The 14,087-nt window shown below is 72.6% G+C and carries 16 protein-coding genes; 9 read left to right on the forward strand and 7 right to left on the reverse strand.

Annotated features, from left to right (window positions below; genetic code table 11):
• Nucleotides 1-42 precede the first annotated feature (42 nt).
• Together Actob_RS38955 and Actob_RS38960 are read right to left on the reverse strand one after the other, a co-directional pair.
• A complete protein-coding gene (locus tag Actob_RS38955) occupies nt 43-762 on the reverse strand; it encodes a YidC/Oxa1 family membrane protein insertase (RefSeq protein WP_284916981.1) in 720 nt (239 codons plus the stop codon).
• 106 nt (nt 763-868) lie between these two features.
• The gene (locus Actob_RS38960) at nt 869-1,141 is read right to left on the reverse strand and encodes a DUF6412 domain-containing protein (RefSeq protein WP_284916982.1); all 273 of its coding nucleotides are present in this window, start codon (nt 1,139-1,141) and stop codon (nt 869-871) included.
• A 69-nt stretch (nt 1,142-1,210) separates the two neighbouring features.
• Between Actob_RS38960 and Actob_RS38965 the strand changes: the two genes are divergently transcribed.
• Together Actob_RS38965 and Actob_RS38970 are read left to right on the forward strand one after the other, a co-directional pair.
• Entirely contained in the window at nt 1,211-2,371 is a 1,161-nt protein-coding gene (locus Actob_RS38965) for a carboxylate-amine ligase (protein ID WP_284916983.1), read from the forward strand.
• A gap of 253 nt (nt 2,372-2,624) precedes the next feature.
• Complete coding sequence (locus tag Actob_RS38970; RefSeq protein ID WP_284916984.1) at nt 2,625-3,884, forward strand: polysaccharide deacetylase family protein; 1,260 nt, start codon at nt 2,625-2,627, stop codon at nt 3,882-3,884.
• Here the strand turns inward: Actob_RS38970 and Actob_RS38975 are convergent.
• The gene (locus Actob_RS38975; protein ID WP_284916985.1) at nt 3,874-4,689 is read right to left on the reverse strand and encodes an Fpg/Nei family DNA glycosylase; all 816 of its coding nucleotides are present in this window, start codon (nt 4,687-4,689) and stop codon (nt 3,874-3,876) included. The two genes, Actob_RS38970 and Actob_RS38975, sit on opposite strands and share 11 nt — an antisense overlap.
• Before the next feature lie 173 nt (nt 4,690-4,862).
• Here Actob_RS38975 and Actob_RS38980 point away from each other — a divergent pair, with 173 nt between their 5' ends.
• From Actob_RS38980 to rocD, 4 genes are all read left to right on the forward strand, one after another.
• Complete coding sequence (locus tag Actob_RS38980) at nt 4,863-5,468, forward strand: ATP-dependent Clp protease proteolytic subunit (RefSeq protein WP_284916986.1); 606 nt, start codon at nt 4,863-4,865, stop codon at nt 5,466-5,468.
• Nucleotides 5,469-5,588: 120 nt separating this feature from the next.
• Nucleotides 5,589-6,227, forward strand: a complete 639-nt coding sequence (locus tag Actob_RS38985) for a hypothetical protein (RefSeq protein WP_284916987.1) — start codon at nt 5,589-5,591, stop codon at nt 6,225-6,227.
• Nucleotides 6,228-6,517: 290 nt separating this feature from the next.
• Nucleotides 6,518-7,312 (forward strand): dimethylargininase, encoded by a 795-nt coding sequence (ddaH, locus tag Actob_RS38990; RefSeq protein WP_284916988.1) that lies wholly within the window; start codon nt 6,518-6,520, stop codon nt 7,310-7,312.
• Complete coding sequence (rocD, locus tag Actob_RS38995; RefSeq protein WP_284916989.1) at nt 7,309-8,523, forward strand: ornithine--oxo-acid transaminase; 1,215 nt, start codon at nt 7,309-7,311, stop codon at nt 8,521-8,523. The genes ddaH and rocD overlap by 4 nt, the downstream gene beginning before the upstream one ends.
• Nucleotides 8,524-9,039: 516 nt before the next feature.
• Here rocD and Actob_RS39000 read toward each other — a convergent pair.
• Nucleotides 9,040-10,188, reverse strand: a complete 1,149-nt coding sequence (locus Actob_RS39000) for an FHA domain-containing protein (RefSeq protein WP_284916990.1) — start codon at nt 10,186-10,188, stop codon at nt 9,040-9,042.
• Nucleotides 10,189-10,364: 176 nt separating this feature from the next.
• On the opposite strand from Actob_RS39000, the gene Actob_RS39005 reads away from it, so the two are divergent.
• A complete protein-coding gene (locus tag Actob_RS39005; protein WP_284916991.1) occupies nt 10,365-11,165 on the forward strand; it encodes a hypothetical protein in 801 nt (266 codons plus the stop codon).
• A 13-nt stretch (nt 11,166-11,178) separates the two neighbouring features.
• On the opposite strand, the gene Actob_RS39010 is transcribed toward Actob_RS39005, so the two are convergent.
• Both Actob_RS39010 and Actob_RS39015 read right to left on the reverse strand, forming a co-directional pair.
• The gene (locus Actob_RS39010; protein WP_284916992.1) at nt 11,179-12,222 is read right to left on the reverse strand and encodes a 1-acyl-sn-glycerol-3-phosphate acyltransferase; all 1,044 of its coding nucleotides are present in this window, start codon (nt 12,220-12,222) and stop codon (nt 11,179-11,181) included.
• Nucleotides 12,222-13,076: a patatin-like phospholipase family protein gene (locus Actob_RS39015; protein ID WP_284916993.1), complete on the reverse strand. Its 855-nt coding sequence runs from the start codon at nt 13,074-13,076 to the stop codon at nt 12,222-12,224. The genes Actob_RS39010 and Actob_RS39015 overlap by 1 nt, the downstream gene beginning before the upstream one ends.
• A 60-nt stretch (nt 13,077-13,136) precedes the next feature.
• Here Actob_RS39015 and Actob_RS39020 point away from each other — a divergent pair, with 60 nt between their 5' ends.
• Entirely contained in the window at nt 13,137-13,520 is a 384-nt protein-coding gene (locus tag Actob_RS39020) for a MerR family transcriptional regulator (protein WP_284916994.1), read from the forward strand.
• Nucleotides 13,502-13,849 carry a thioredoxin family protein gene (locus tag Actob_RS39025; protein WP_284916995.1) on the forward strand — a complete coding sequence of 116 codons (348 nt, stop codon included), beginning with the start codon at nt 13,502-13,504 and terminating at the stop codon, nt 13,847-13,849. The genes Actob_RS39020 and Actob_RS39025 overlap by 19 nt, the downstream gene beginning before the upstream one ends.
• Before the next feature lie 20 nt (nt 13,850-13,869).
• Here Actob_RS39025 and Actob_RS39030 read toward each other — a convergent pair whose 3' ends face one another.
• On the reverse strand, nt 13,870-14,085 hold the full coding sequence (locus tag Actob_RS39030) for a hypothetical protein (RefSeq protein WP_284916996.1): 216 nt from the start codon (nt 14,083-14,085) through the stop codon (nt 13,870-13,872).
• Nucleotides 14,086-14,087 lie beyond the last annotated feature (2 nt).

Raw genomic sequence — 14,087 nt, forward strand, 5'->3', positions numbered from 1 at the left:
GGGGCGCTGGGCCGGCTCGGAAGGGGACGGGGGCGCGGTGTCTCAGGCGAGGGCCGGTTGCGGGGCGGGGACCAGGCGGCGGCGGACGGTCTGTTCGGCGGCGGACCAGGCGGAGGAGGTGACCAGGTAGAGGGCGCCGGCCAGCGGGAGCCAGGCGACGGCCAGGACGCTCAGCCAGGGCAGGTACTTCACCATCGTGGCGGTGAGAGCGGCCGCCTGCCGCATGTCCGCCGAACCGGACGCGGCGGACAGGGCCGAGGGGGTGGACGCGGCCAGGACGGCCGCGCGGCGGGAGGTCCACCAGGCGATCGCGGCGGACAGGGCGAGCAGGGCGGCGAAGACCGGCACGCCCGCGGAGAGGTGCGCGGTGAGCGGCACCCCGGCGATCGCGCCGGCCGGCGGGTTCAAGGCGACCCGGTACATGACCATGAAGAACGGGGCCTGGGCCAGCGCGGGCAGCAGGCCGGCGAACGGGCCGATGCCGTGCTCGCGCTGCAACGCGAGGGTCGCGGTGGCCAGCTCCATCGGATCCCGGTGCTTCGTCCGGAGCCTCGCCATCTCCGGGGCCAGGGCCGCGCGGCGGCGTTCGGTGCGGATCTGCAGGTAGGTGAGCGGGGTCAGGCAGGCGCGGACGAGCAGGGTGAACAGCACGATGGCGAGTGCCGGGGCCAGGCCGCCCACCGGCTCGAGGCCGGCGGCGAGAGCGGTGATGGCGGTGTGGGCGGCGTCGACGACGGCGTGGAAGGGACCGGTGACGGACATGGGCGTACCCCAAGGGTTCGTAGCGTTAGGGACGACGAACCGGCGGCGAAGCGCTCACCAGGAAGGTGATGGCGGGCGCGATCGACGATCGCGGGGTGGAGCGCTGTTACGCCGCCGCGGGGCGCGCGGTCGGTGCTCTGGGGCGGGGGCGACCGGCGGCGTCCGGGTCCAGCAGGCGCGGGGCCGACTCGCGGAAGCGGCGGGTGAACGCCCGCATGCCGGGAATCAGTCCGCGGATCAGCACCGGGAGGGCGACCGCGGCTACGACCAGCAGGGCCGCGGTGACCAGGGCGAGCGCCAGCACCAGGCGCGGGCCGCTGCTGAGGCCGGGCTCGAGCAGGGCGGAACCCGCCAGTGCCCACAACCCGAGAAGCAGCATGGCGCCCAGCCTAGCTCGCCGTCGCCACTACCGGTTTTCCGGCGAGAGCGGGCGGGTAAGCCCGCACCCATGACAGCCGCTGCCGAGGGCACCACGACGATCTCCCCGGAACTCGCCGCGCGCGCCGAGCAGCGCGATCTGCTCACGCTCGGGATCGAGGAGGAATACCTACTGGTCGACGCGGTCGAGCCGCGCGGCGTCGAGACGGTCGAGGCGGTGCTCGCCGAGGTGCCGGAGGACTTGCGCTCCGGGGTGCAGCACGAATACCTGCGCAGCCAGATCGAGGTGGCCAGCCCGCCGCAGCTGGAGCTGACCGGGCTGCGCGAGGCGATGGTGAGACTGCGCACCGGGCTGGCCGACGCGGCCGAGCGGGCCGGATCCCGGCTCGTCGCGGTGGGCTGCGGACCGGCCGCCGGGCCGAACACCCGGCTGGTCGACGAGCCGCGGTACCACCGGATGCGGGAGCGGTTCGGTGACCTCTCCCCCGGCCAGGGGGTCTGCGGCACCCACGTGCACGTGAGCATCCCGGACGAGGAGACCGGGGTGCGGGTGCTCAACCTGCTCCGGCCGTGGCTGCCCACCCTGCAGGCGGCCACCGCGAACTCCCCGCTGGTGGGTGGCCGGGACACCGGTTACGCCAGCTGGCGCTCGATGATGTGGGAGCGGTGGCCGACCGTCGGGCCGACCCCCTTCCTCCGGTCGCACGAGCACTACCTGACGCTGATCGCGGACCTGCAGGCCAGCGGCGCGATGCTCGACGAGGGCATGCTCTATTGGTACGCCCGGCTGTCCGCGCGCTACCCGACCGTGGAGATCCGGATGGGCGATGTGATGCCCACTCTGGACGACGCGATCCTGCTCGCCGCGCTGGCCCGGGCACTGGTCGCGACGCTGATCGCCGAGGTGCGGGCCGGTGGCGAGGGGCCCGAGGTGTCGTACCCGCTGCTGACCGCGGCCCACTGGCGGGCGGCGAAGGACGGCCTGGAGGGGCTCGGCCTGGACCTGGCCACCCGGGAGACCCGGCCGGCCTGGCGGCTGCTGCGGCAGCTGGTCGACTACGTCCGCCCGGAGCTGGAGCGGCACGGTGACGCGGAGGTGGTGACCGAGCTGCTGGAGCGGTTGCGGTCGCGAGGCACCGGCGCCGCCCGGCAGCGCGCACTGCTGGCGAAGGGCACGCCGGTGGCCGGCGTGGTGGACTGGCTGGCCCGGACAACTCGTGGCGAGATGTGACGTAACGAGAATCCGGGATGAATCACAACCGATATTGCACACGTCGATATGGCGGGTGACCAGCCGATACCACCATAGGTGACGGCGCGATGACCGATCTGGTATCGCGCTGGATCTTGCTGCACGGTAGGCATGACGGATGCCGCCGTACAACTCGCCGTACCTGACGAGCTCCGGCGACGCAGCCGCGACGGGTGGGCGGCACCGTCGGCCGGATTCCGGGCCGGAACAGGGCACGTTCCCCGGTTCCGCAGTGGACTCCGCCGCCGTGCCCCGGGCCCGGTCCGCCCGGCATCGTGCGGGTGGCGACACCGGGTCGTGGAGCACCATCCGTGCCCAGGCCGGCACGCAGCCCGACGCGGGCGCCCGCCGGTCCCGCGCGCATCGCCCGGCCGTCGGCTCGCACCGCGCGCCCGGCACGCTGCCGCTGGAGTCCTGGCTGCGGGCCGCGCGGAACCGGCCGACGACGACAGTGCTCGGCACCCTGGTCGTGGCGGGTCTGTTGATCACCGCGGTGCCGCTGTCCCAGCCCGGCCCGAGCGACCCGGGCGCACTGACCGCCGCCGCGCAGGCCGCGGCCTCGGCCCAGGCGGCTGCGCAGCGCAACAAGGCGGCGCAGGCCGGTGGGCGGCAGCAGAGCGACGGCGGCACGCCGCCGCAGCCGGGGCAGCCGGTCACCGGCGGCTCGGCCAGGCCGACGCCGGCGGCGACCGTGACCGGGCGTCCGGCCGAGGACACCCCGGTGCGGGCCGTGCCGGCCGGTGCCGGACCGGGCAAGTCGCTGCTCACCACCGGCGGGCGGCAGGTCGCGCTGAGCTTCGACGACGGCCCGGACCCGGAGCAGACCCCGAAGATCCTGGCGATGCTCGACAAATACCAGGTAAAGGCGACGTTCTGCCTGGTCGGCTCGCAGGCGCGCAGGCACCCGGAGCTGGTCCGGCAGATCGTGGCGGCCGGGCACACGCTGTGCAACCACACCTTCAACCACGATCTGACGATCGGGAAGAAGAACGCCGCGCAGATCCGGGCCGACCTGGCGAAGACCAACAAGGCGATCCGGGACGCGGCGCCGGGCGCGGCGATCCCGTTCTTCCGGGCGCCGGGCGGCAACTTCAGCGACAAGCTGGTGAAGGTGGCGTACGCCGATGGGATGTCCTCGCTCTACTGGGCGGTGGACCCGCGGGACTGGGAGCACCTGCCCGGCGAGAGCGACGCCGCGCACGTCAAGCGGGTGATCGCCACGGTGCGGAAGCAGACCACGCCGGGGTCGATCATCCTGTCCCACGACTTCAACCAGCCGGACACCATCGCGGCCTACCGGGAGCTGCTGCCCTGGCTGGTGGAGAACTTCGAGCTGGGCGTCCCGTCCGGGACCGGCGAGACCCCGGTCACGCCGGCCAGCACCGCGCCGACCCCAGCCTCGCCGTCGCCGTCGGCCGGCGCGAGCACCGAGCCGGCCGCGGAGCCGACCCCGGCCGCCAGCGCCTCGGCGACCCCGGCCGCTACGCCCTAGCGGGCTGGCAGGTCGGGCACCAGTAGAGGTTGCGGCCGGCCAGCGGACCGATGGCCACCGCGGTGCCGCAGACCAGGCAGGGCTGGGCGGTGCGGCGGTAGACGTAGACCTCGCCGCCGTGCCTGTCGACACGCGGCGCCCGGCGCATCGCCTCCGGCGTGTGCTGGGTGTGCACGGTGTCGATCCGGCCGCGGGCCACGCCCTCCTTCATCAGGGCGCGCAGGTCGTCCCAGAGCGCGGTCCAGCACTCCCGGCCGATCGCGGTGCCCGGGGTGAGCGGCGACAGCCCGGCCCGGAACAACACCTCGTTCGCGTAGATCAGACCGCAGCCGGCCACGATGGACTGGTCCAGCAGCAGGGCGAAGAGCGGCTTGGTACTGGAGCGCACCCGCCGGTACGACAGATCCGGGTCGGCGTCGTCGCGCAACGGGTCGGCGCCGAGCCGGGCCCGCAACGCCTCCACCGCCGGCGGCTCGAGCACCTCGCAGGCGGTCGGGCCGCGCAGGTCGAGCCAGTGGCCGGGACCGATCAGCCGCATCCGGACCTGGCCCACCGGGTCGGGCAGCGGCGGCTCGCCCTCGGTGAACTTGCCGTACAGCCCCAGGTGCACGTGCAGGGTGCGGTCGCCCTCGTAGTGGTGCAGCAGATGCTTGCCGTACGCCTCGGTGTCGCGCAGCACCCGGCCGTCGAGCAGCGCGGCGCCGCTGGTGAATCGGCCCTGCGGGCTGGAGACCGCCACCGGATGGCCGGCGAACAGCTCGCGATGGCGGGTGGCGAGGCGGTGAATGGTATGTCCCTCCGGCACGAGCCAAAGGTAACCGCCGCCGCCACGCCGCCCGGCCGGGCGTGATCAGCGCCACCCGGGCGGCCCGTCGTTCTGCCGTGAGCGGATTCGCCCTGAGGGGAATCGCTGGGTTTCGACACGCCCTGTGAGAGAAGGTGTGAGACGTAGAAGAGCGGATGCGAAAGGGTTGACCCATGAGTGTTGAACCGACCATGCGCGGCGGCGGCGCGTCCTTCGACGACCAGGTCTTCGAGCGTCTGCTCCGCGAGCGGATCATCTTCCTCGGCAGCGAGGTCAACGACGAGGTGACCAACCGGATCTGCGCGCAGATGCTGCTGCTGGCCTCGGAGGATCCGGAGCGCGACATCGCGCTGTACATCAACTCCCCCGGTGGCTCGATCAGCGCCGGGATGGCGGTGTACGACACCATGCAGTACATCAAGAACGACGTGGCCACCATCGCGATGGGCATGGCCGCCTCGATGGGCCAGTTCCTGCTCTGCGCCGGCACCGCCGGCAAGCGGTACGCGCTGCCCCACGCCCGGGTGATGATGCACCAGCTCTCCGGCGGCATCGGCGGCACCGCCGCCGACATCGCCATCCAGGCCGAGAGCATGCTGCACATCAAGCAGGTGATGAACGAGCGGATCGCCTTCCACACCGGGCACACCCCGGAGGAGATCGAGCGCGACTCCGACCGGGACCGCTGGTTCACCGCCCAGCAGGCCAAGGACTACGGCATGGTCGACCACGTGATCAGCAGGGCCTCCGACGTGAACGCGGTCTCCTCGCTGGTCTGACACCCCGATACGCCGAGGGATGCACAGCCGCTGTGCATCCCTCGTGTCGTTTTCCGGCGGGGCGGGTATGTAACCGGGGCACGACATCCCCCCGAGATCCCCGCCAAAGGAGGTGCTGACGTGAGGATTCCCAGCTTCTCGCGTGCGGCCACGACCGATACCGCCGAGACGGCACGGGTTCCGGTGCAGCCCCGCCGGGACGACGACACCACGCAGGACATCACCACACCGCGGACCGGTGACACCCCGCGGGACGTCACCACACCGCGGACCGGCGACACCCCGCGGGACGTCACCAGGCCGCGGACCACCGACCCCGCCCGGGACCTCAACACGCCGCGGGCCGGCACTGTCACCCCGCCGACCGAGGCGGAGCGCAAGCCGGTCCCGGTCGGCCGGCCCGCCACCCCGGCCGCCGAGCCCGCCCCGGCCCGGCGTCCGCGCGCCAGCCTGCTCGCCACGCTCGGCCTGATCGCCAGCGTGGCCGGCATCGCGCTGGTGCTCTCCGGCCCGCTGGCCGGCTGGGGCATCGGCGTCGCCGCGCTCGGCCTGGTGCTCTCGCTGGCCGGCCTGAGCGCCACCCGCAAGCAGCACGTGGCGGGCAAGACCGACGCGCTGATCGGCCTGCTGGTCGCGCTCGGCGCGATCGCGCTCGGCGTGCTGGCCCTGACCGGCTCGCTGAGCTGGCTGGGCACCGACACCCAGCCGGCGTCGGATCTGCGCGAGTGGCTTGACGCACAGTTTGCCAACCGCTTCTGACGGGTACCTGACATTTACCGGCAGCGATGCGCTGAGCGGTAGCCCTTCGGAACCGGGACGACCCTCGTCGGCCCGCCCCGAGATTTCCCGGCGGTTCGCCGGTCGGTTCCGGCGGTTCGCCGGACTGCCGCACGGGCGCCCGGGAGTGACGTGAAAACGCCGCTCCCGGGCGCCCGTGCGGCGTGTGCGCAACGAATCGCCGTGCCGCTTCGTGATCACGCAACGATCCTGCGCGGTACGCATGGTCGAACCAGCGCGGACGAAACCTTCTCGCACCTACCGTTTCCTGCATGACCGCCAAGCGCTACCTGATGTGCCGGCCCACCCACTTCGCCGTCACCTACCGGATCAATCCGTGGATGGATCCCACGGCGCCGTACGACAACGCGCTCGCCGTCAGCCAGTGGGAGAACCTGCGCCGGGTCTTCCTCGAGCTGGGGCACACCGTCGAGCTGATCGAGCCGCTGCCCGGCCTGCCGGACATGGTGTTCGCCGCGAACGGCGGGACGATCATCGACGGCCGCGCGCTGGGTGTGCAGTTCCGGGACGCCGAGCGGGCCGACGAGGCACCGGCGTACGCCGCCTGGTTCCGGGAGAACGGCTTCGACGTGACGATGCCGAAGCACGACAACGAGGGCGAGGGCGACATCCTGCTCGCCGGCGGGCTGCTGCTGGCCGGGACCGGGTTCCGTACCGCGCACGCGTCGCACGCCGAGACGCAGGAGTTCCTCCGCCGTCCGGTGATCACCCTGCAGCTGGTCGATCCGGCGTACTACCACCTGGACACCGCGCTCTGCGTGCTGGACGAGCGGAACATCGCGTACCTGCCGTCGGCGTTCTCGCCGGGCTCGCAGGCCGTCCTGCGCCAGCTCTTCCCGGACGCGATCATCGCCACTCCGGAGGACGCCGCGGTGCTCGGCCTCAACGCGGTCAGCGACGGACGTAACGTGGTGCTTCCGGTGCAGGCCACGCACCTGACCGAGCAGCTGCGCGCGGCCGGTTACCACCCGATCGGGGTCGACGTCTCCGAGCTGCGCAAGGCCGGCGGCGGACCCAAGTGCTGCACGCTGGAGGTGCGCTCGTGACGACAGTGGAATTCCGTACGCCCGCCGCGCTCGCCGACGCCGAGCGCTGGACCGCGCACAACTACCACCCGCTGCCCGTCGTCGTCGCCGAGGCCGACGGCGCCTGGGTCACCGACGTCGACGGCCGCCGCTACCTGGACATGCTCGCCGGATACTCGGCGCTGAACTTCGGGCACCGGCACCCCGGCCTGATCGCCGCCGCGCACGCCCAGCTGGACCGCCTCACGCTGACCAGCCGCGCGTTCGTGCACGACCAGTTCGCCGCGTTCTGCCGCGGCCTGGCCGAGCTGTGCGGCAAGGACCTGGTGCTGCCGATGAACACCGGCGCCGAGGCGGTGGAGACCGCCATCAAGGTCGCCCGTAAGTGGGGTTACCAGGTCAAGGGCGTGCCGGACGGGCAGGCCGAGATCATCGTGGCGGACGGCAACTTCCACGGCCGGACCACCACCATTGTCAGCTTCTCCACCGACCCGGAGGCGCGGGCCGACTTCGGGCCGTACACCCCGGGCTTCGTGGTGGTGCCGTACGGCGACGCGGCGGCGCTGGCCGCCGCGATCACGCCGAACACGGTCGCCGTCCTGGTCGAGCCGATCCAGGGCGAGGGCGGCGTGCTGATCCCGCCGGCCGGGTACTTCACCGCGGTCCGCGAGGCCTGCACCGCAAACAACGTGCTGCTGATCGCCGACGAGATCCAGTCCGGCCTGGGCCGCACCGGCAAGACCTTCGCGATCGAGCACGAGAACGTCGTCCCGGACATGTACGTGCTCGGCAAGGCACTCGGCGGCGGCATCGTGCCGGTCTCCGCTGTCGCCGCGAACCGTGACGTGCTCGGCGTCCTGAAGCCGGGCGAGCACGGCTCCACCTTCGGCGGCAACGCCCTGGCCTGCGCGGTCGGCGACGCCGTCGTCGGACTGCTGCGCACCGGCGAGTTCCAGGAGCGGTCGGCCCGGCTCGGGCAGCGCCTGGAGGCGGGCCTCTCGGCGCTGATCGGCAAGGGCCTGGTCGCGGTACGCTGCCGCGGCCTGTGGGCGGGCGTCGACATCGACCCGGCACTGATGACCGGACGGCAGGCATGCGAGCGCCTGGCCGAGCGTGGCGTCCTGGCCAAGGACACCCACGGCTCGACGATCCGCCTCGCGCCCCCGCTGGTGATCACCGAGGAGGACCTGGACCACGCGATCGCCCAGCTCGCCGCGGTCCTGGCCGCCTGAGCCCGAACGAAGCCCCACCAGGCAATCCCCACCCGCCCTGGGGGCTGACCCTGGCTCAGTCTGACCGAGTTCCGCCGTCTCCCGCGGGTGGGCTGTGGACAACCCGTGACTGTGGAAACGCGCGGGTGGCCGTTCGGCCGGGAATCGCCTGAGATCGGAGGCGCCGCTGCTGGAAGGTTCCAGCGGCGGCGCCTTCGGTGTTTCCGGGACCACCCACGGGCCGTGAAGAAGGTTCCAGCAGCGGCGCCTTCGGTTTTTCCGGGACCACCCACGGGCCGTGAAGGGTGCGGGGATCGCTCTGGACGCGCAGCGGCCAGATCACCGCGCCCGGCCCGCGCGGGAGCATGCGGTCCGCACCCCGGCGGACGCGCGTCAAGGAATGTTCTGAAATTGATCTTCAGCTGCCGGAGGGATCGAGGGCGGCCCGAGCGGTGCGGATCACGGACGGGCCGAGCGGTGCGGGACTCCGACCCGCCCCGAGCGGTGCGGATCACCGGCCGCCCGGGCGGGCCGGTGTCACCTGCCGACGGGACGAATCGCCATGGTCGGGGCCTCGGCCATCACCGACTGCGGCTGGATCACGCCGCCGTTGTTCCACAGCTTGGCGCGGCCCACGTGCACCCCGGCATACAGCTCGACGACGTCGTCCGGCCCGAGGATCCGGCTCTCGTCGCGGTGCAGGGTGACTCGCTGGTCGTCGTCGGGTGAGCCGCCCGGGCGCACGCCGGTGCCGTTGGTGCTGATGTCCTTCACGGTGATCTCGCCGGCGCGCAGCGCGAACCGGACGTGGCCCCGGCTGATCCACTTGCGAGCGTCCTGGGTGAGCCACTGGCCGAGCATCACCCCGCCACCGCCCTCCGGCGCCCGGCCGACCACCACCGGCTGGTCCTCCGAGACGGTGAAGCGCTGCCGGATCACGCCGTCGATGCGCACCGAGAGCACCTCGGTGGCCGGGCGCGGGCCGGCGTCCTTGAGCCGCTCGCCGTGCCGCGGGCAGGTCGGCACGCCGGCCCGCAGAGCCGGCGGCGGCTGCGCCACCGGGCTGGTGAACGTGCGCATGTCGGCGAACGGGCTGTCCGAGTCGCCGCCGGTGCCGAACGTGGTGCAGTTGAAGTCCGCGCACTTCCAGATCCGGGCGAGCAACCGCTCGCCGAGCGGCGAGCGCGGGGTGGGCGGGACCGCCTCGCCCCGGCCGACCCGGGCCACCAGCGTGGGGCCGCCCTGCTGCGAGACCAGGGCGAGCAGCCGGCCGGGCTCGGCCACCCACGGGCGGCTGGCACGGAACCGGTCCTCCCGGTCACGGGTGAGCACCGGCAGGCCGAGCATCTCGGCCACCTCCAGCACCCGGTCCTCCATCTGCGGGACCACCTCGACCTTGCCGTCGTCGGCCCAGCGGCGGACCACCATCCGCTCGTTCGAGGTGAGGTCGGTGTCGGAGAGGAGACCGCGCGGGGCGATCACGTAGACCGGGACGTTCTCCTCGGCGACGTAACGGCCGAGGGCGTCGACCAGCAGACCGAGCCGGACCAGGCTGGCCGGGCGACCACCGTCGAGGTCGGCATAGCGCACCACCTCCGACAGATCGACCACGGCCCGGGCGAGAGCCGGGTCCGTGGTGAGCCGGGCCTCGATGGCGTCGAGAACCTTGCTGACCTCGAATCTCACGAGTCCTCCCCTGTGCTGTGTGCACGGATGACAACGACTCATCATGCCCCGGCCATGATCTGCGCGACCAACCGGGCGGACGTCCCGCCATGGTTTGCCCGCGGGTGTCCGTTTGCCGATTCCCACGTTCGGGAAATCCCGCTATCGACGAGCGTTGACGAGAAGGAGAGACGATCATGCGGACACCCCGGCTCGCGGGACTCGGCCTCGCGGCGGCCACGGCCACGTTCGCGGTGGTCGGCTGCGCCTCGCAGAACACCCCGGCGACTTCGGCCTCGAGCGCCCCGCCGGTGTCGGCGGTGCCCTCGACCAGCGCCGACCCGGCGGCGGTGGGGGCGCTGTCGGACGCCGCCACCGCGCTCGGCAACACCAGCTTCAAGATGACCATGACGAGCGGCGCCGGCTTCCAGCTGACCGCGAACCTGGACGCGCCGCACGGCACCGGGAACGCGGAGATGACCGCCAAGGGCGCGAACACCGCGCTCACCGTCAGGACGCTGCTGGCCGGCCAGGACCTGTACGCGCAGATCCCCGGGGTCACCCAGGGCACCACCTGGACCCACCTGGACATGGCCCGGCTGCCGGACGGCGCGAACTTCGGGCTCAAGCCCGGCCAGATCGACCCGGCGAACACCGCCGAGCTGCTCCGCGCCACCACCGACGTGACGAAGAGCGGGGAGAACTCGTACGCCGGGACGCTCGACCTGACCAAGGCGGCCGGCGTGGCCGGGATCAGCAAGGTCACCGTCGACGGGTACGGCGCGGACGCCCAGAAGGTCCCGTTCGAGGCGACCCTGGACCAGCAGGACCGGCTGGAGCAGCTCACCCTGCGGCTGCCCGCGGTGGACAACCGGGAGGCCCAGCCGCTGGTGATCAAGTACAGCGATTACGGCCAGACGGTGAGCGCCGAGCGCCCGCCGGCCGGTCAGGTCACCGAGGCGCCGGACAACGTCTACCAGGCGCTGGGCGGCAAGTAGGCGACAGATCGAGTCAGCCGGCGCCGCGGTCGATCCACAGTGGCCGCGGCGCCGGCCGGTTCTCCTCGATCCACGTGTCGATCCGCGCCCACCAGGCGTAGAGCCAGTCGATCCGGTCCTGGTCGTCGGCCGGCACCTCCTCCGGCGGCACGCTCCAGAAGCGCATCACCAGCCGCTTGTCCATCGGCAGCTCGCGCCACACGTCGCCGACCGTGATCATCCGGTCCAGTCCGGTGTGCGCCACGAAGATCACGCCGGCGTCCGGGGCCGCGTCGATGGCGGCGAGCAGGCCGCCCGGTTTCGGCGGCAGCAGGTTGCGCAGGCCCTCCGCCTTGGTGGCCATCTCCTCATGGCCGCCGGCGCGCAGCCGGGCGATCGCGTTGATCTTGCGGTGCGGGGTGAAGTTACCGCCCTCCGGGAAGATCACGAAGGCGTCGTTCTCGTCCAGGCCGGTGGCCAGGTCGCCGATCTGCTCCTCGAGCGTCGCGGTGGTGGTCCGGCCGGGCGTGATGAACCTGTTCGGCAGGCGGTTGAGCAGCACGTCGACCGCCGGGTCCCACTGCAGCGCGGCCTTCAGCACGATCCGCGGCTCCCGGGCGAACCAGTTGACCAGCGCGTGGATCAGGGTGAACGAGTCGCCCGGGCCGGCGTGCCGGCTCACCACGATCTCCGGCCGGCCCGGCTGCGCGGTGTCCGGGTCGGTGCCGACCACGTCGATCGCCAGGTGCAGCGACCAGCGGGCGAACCAGAACAGCGTACGCAGGAACCAGCCGGTCACCACGTAGTGCGCGCGCTGGAAGGCCGGGCCGCGGATCCACCGGCCGCAGCCCGAGGCCAGCCAGAGCACGGCCAGCGTGAGCAGCGCCGCGGCGTCCCAGACCAGATAGACGATGAGCAGGAAGACCAGCCGGGGCACCCGCAGCCGGCCCGGCACCAGTGGGGAGACCGCCAGCGCGAAGAGCAGCCAGACCGGCAGGGTGGTGAGCAACGTCACGGCGAGCAGCACGACGGCCGGGGCGATCACCAGGCGACGGACCCAGGGCGGCGGCAGGCTCATCAACGGCCGCCCGGCTCCGGCAGCGGATGCACGTTGGCGGCCAGGTAGCGCCGGGAGGCGGTGTACGCCCGGCTGATCCGGCGGCCGACCAGCGCCATGTCCCGATAGGCCCAGGGCGAGTCGTCGCGGCTCTCGCCACCGCCGCTGGGCAGCACGTGCACCCGGACGCCGCCGGGCAGCGAGGACATCTCCCGCGCGAACCGATGGCGACGGGCGATCTCGAACGCCACCTGTGCCACCTCCCACGGCCGTCGCGGCACGCTGAGCTGCCGCTCCACCCGGCCCACCTGGAGCACGAAGACGAGTCGCGCGCCGAGCCGGACCGCCTCACCGATCGGGATCGAGTTGACGATCCCGCCGTCCACGAAGTGCTCCCCGCCGATCTCCGTCGGCGGCAGCAGGCCGGGCACCGCCGACGAGGCGAGCACCGCGTCGACCAGCGGCCCACTGTCGAACCAGTGCTCGGCGGCCCGCTCGATGCTTGCCGCACAGCAGTGGAACGGCACCTTCAGGTCGGCGAAGGTGGCGTCCTCGCCCAGCTCACCCTCCAGCAGCCGGCGCAGCGGGAGCGGCGAGTGCAGGTGGGTACGGGCCGCGAACCGGCGCATCTGCCTGCCGATCGAGTCGCCGTAGACGGCCGCCGCCTCCGGCGACGTCCAGAGCCGGACCAGCCGGTCGGTGACCGCCTCGCCCGGCTCGGCGGCGACCAGGGCGCCGTTGACCGCGCCGATCGACGTGCCGACCACCACGTCCGGCCGGAACCCGGCCCGGAACAGCGCGCGGAGCATGCCCACCTCGACCGCCCCGAGCACACCGCCACCGCCGAGCACGAACGCCACCGGACCGTCGACCATGTGATCCATCGTTCCACGGGCCTTGCCTTGACGCCGGTGTCAAGCCGTACCGTCGGCGCCATGCTGCTGATCGGAGAACTGGCCGAGCTGGCCGGGACCAGTCCGCGGACGCTGCGCTACTACGAGGAGCACGGCCTGGTCCGCGCCAGCCGGGACGCGAACGGCTACCGGCAGTACGAGGACGGCGAGCTGCGCGTGGTGCACGAGATCCGCACCCTGCTGGCGTCCGGGTTCGGCCTGGACGACATCCGGCCCTTCGTCGCCTGCCTGCGGGCCGGCAACAGCGCCGGTCACGTCTGCCCGGACTCGGTGGCGGTGCTCCGCCGCAAGATCGCCGAGGTGGACGACTACCTCGGCCAGCTCACCGACGTCCGGGAGCGGCTGCACGACCAACTGAGCCAAGCCCTCGAGCACCGGGAGACGCGATGCCGGATGACGCCCTGATCACCATCACCGACGCCACCTTCGACGAGCTGGTCCGCCAGGCCCGGCTGCCGGTGGTGGTGGACTTCTGGGCACAGTGGTGCCCGCCCTGCGGCCCGATGTCACGGCTGCTCGCCGAGCTGGCGCCGGAGTTCGCCGGGCAACTCGTGATCGGCACCCTGGACGCCGACGAGAACCCGGTCGCGGCACGTACCTACCGCGTCCTGGCCATGCCGACCCTGCTGTTCTTCCGGGACGGTGTGGTCACCCAATCGATCGTCGGCGCGCGGCCGAAGTCGATGCTGCGCTCGGCGCTGACCAGCGCGCTGACACCGTACGCGAATCTTTGAGGCCTTTCGGTACGCCCTAGCTAGTCGAGCTCGGGCATGGCGACCGGCTGCGGCCTGGGGTGGCAGGTGCCGCACTGCACGGCATCCTCCACCACCAGCGCCTCGGCCCGGTCCCGCAGCACCGACCGGCTGATCTCCAGCAGGTAGGGCCCGAACCGGGCGTGTTCCGCGCACACGCCCCGTCCGCAGAAGCGGCAGGTGGCGCGTGCCTCCTCGGCGCAGAACCAGCACAGCATGC

Source organism: Actinoplanes oblitus, from assembly GCF_030252345.1.
Taxonomy (GTDB): domain Bacteria; phylum Actinomycetota; class Actinomycetes; order Mycobacteriales; family Micromonosporaceae; genus Actinoplanes; species Actinoplanes oblitus.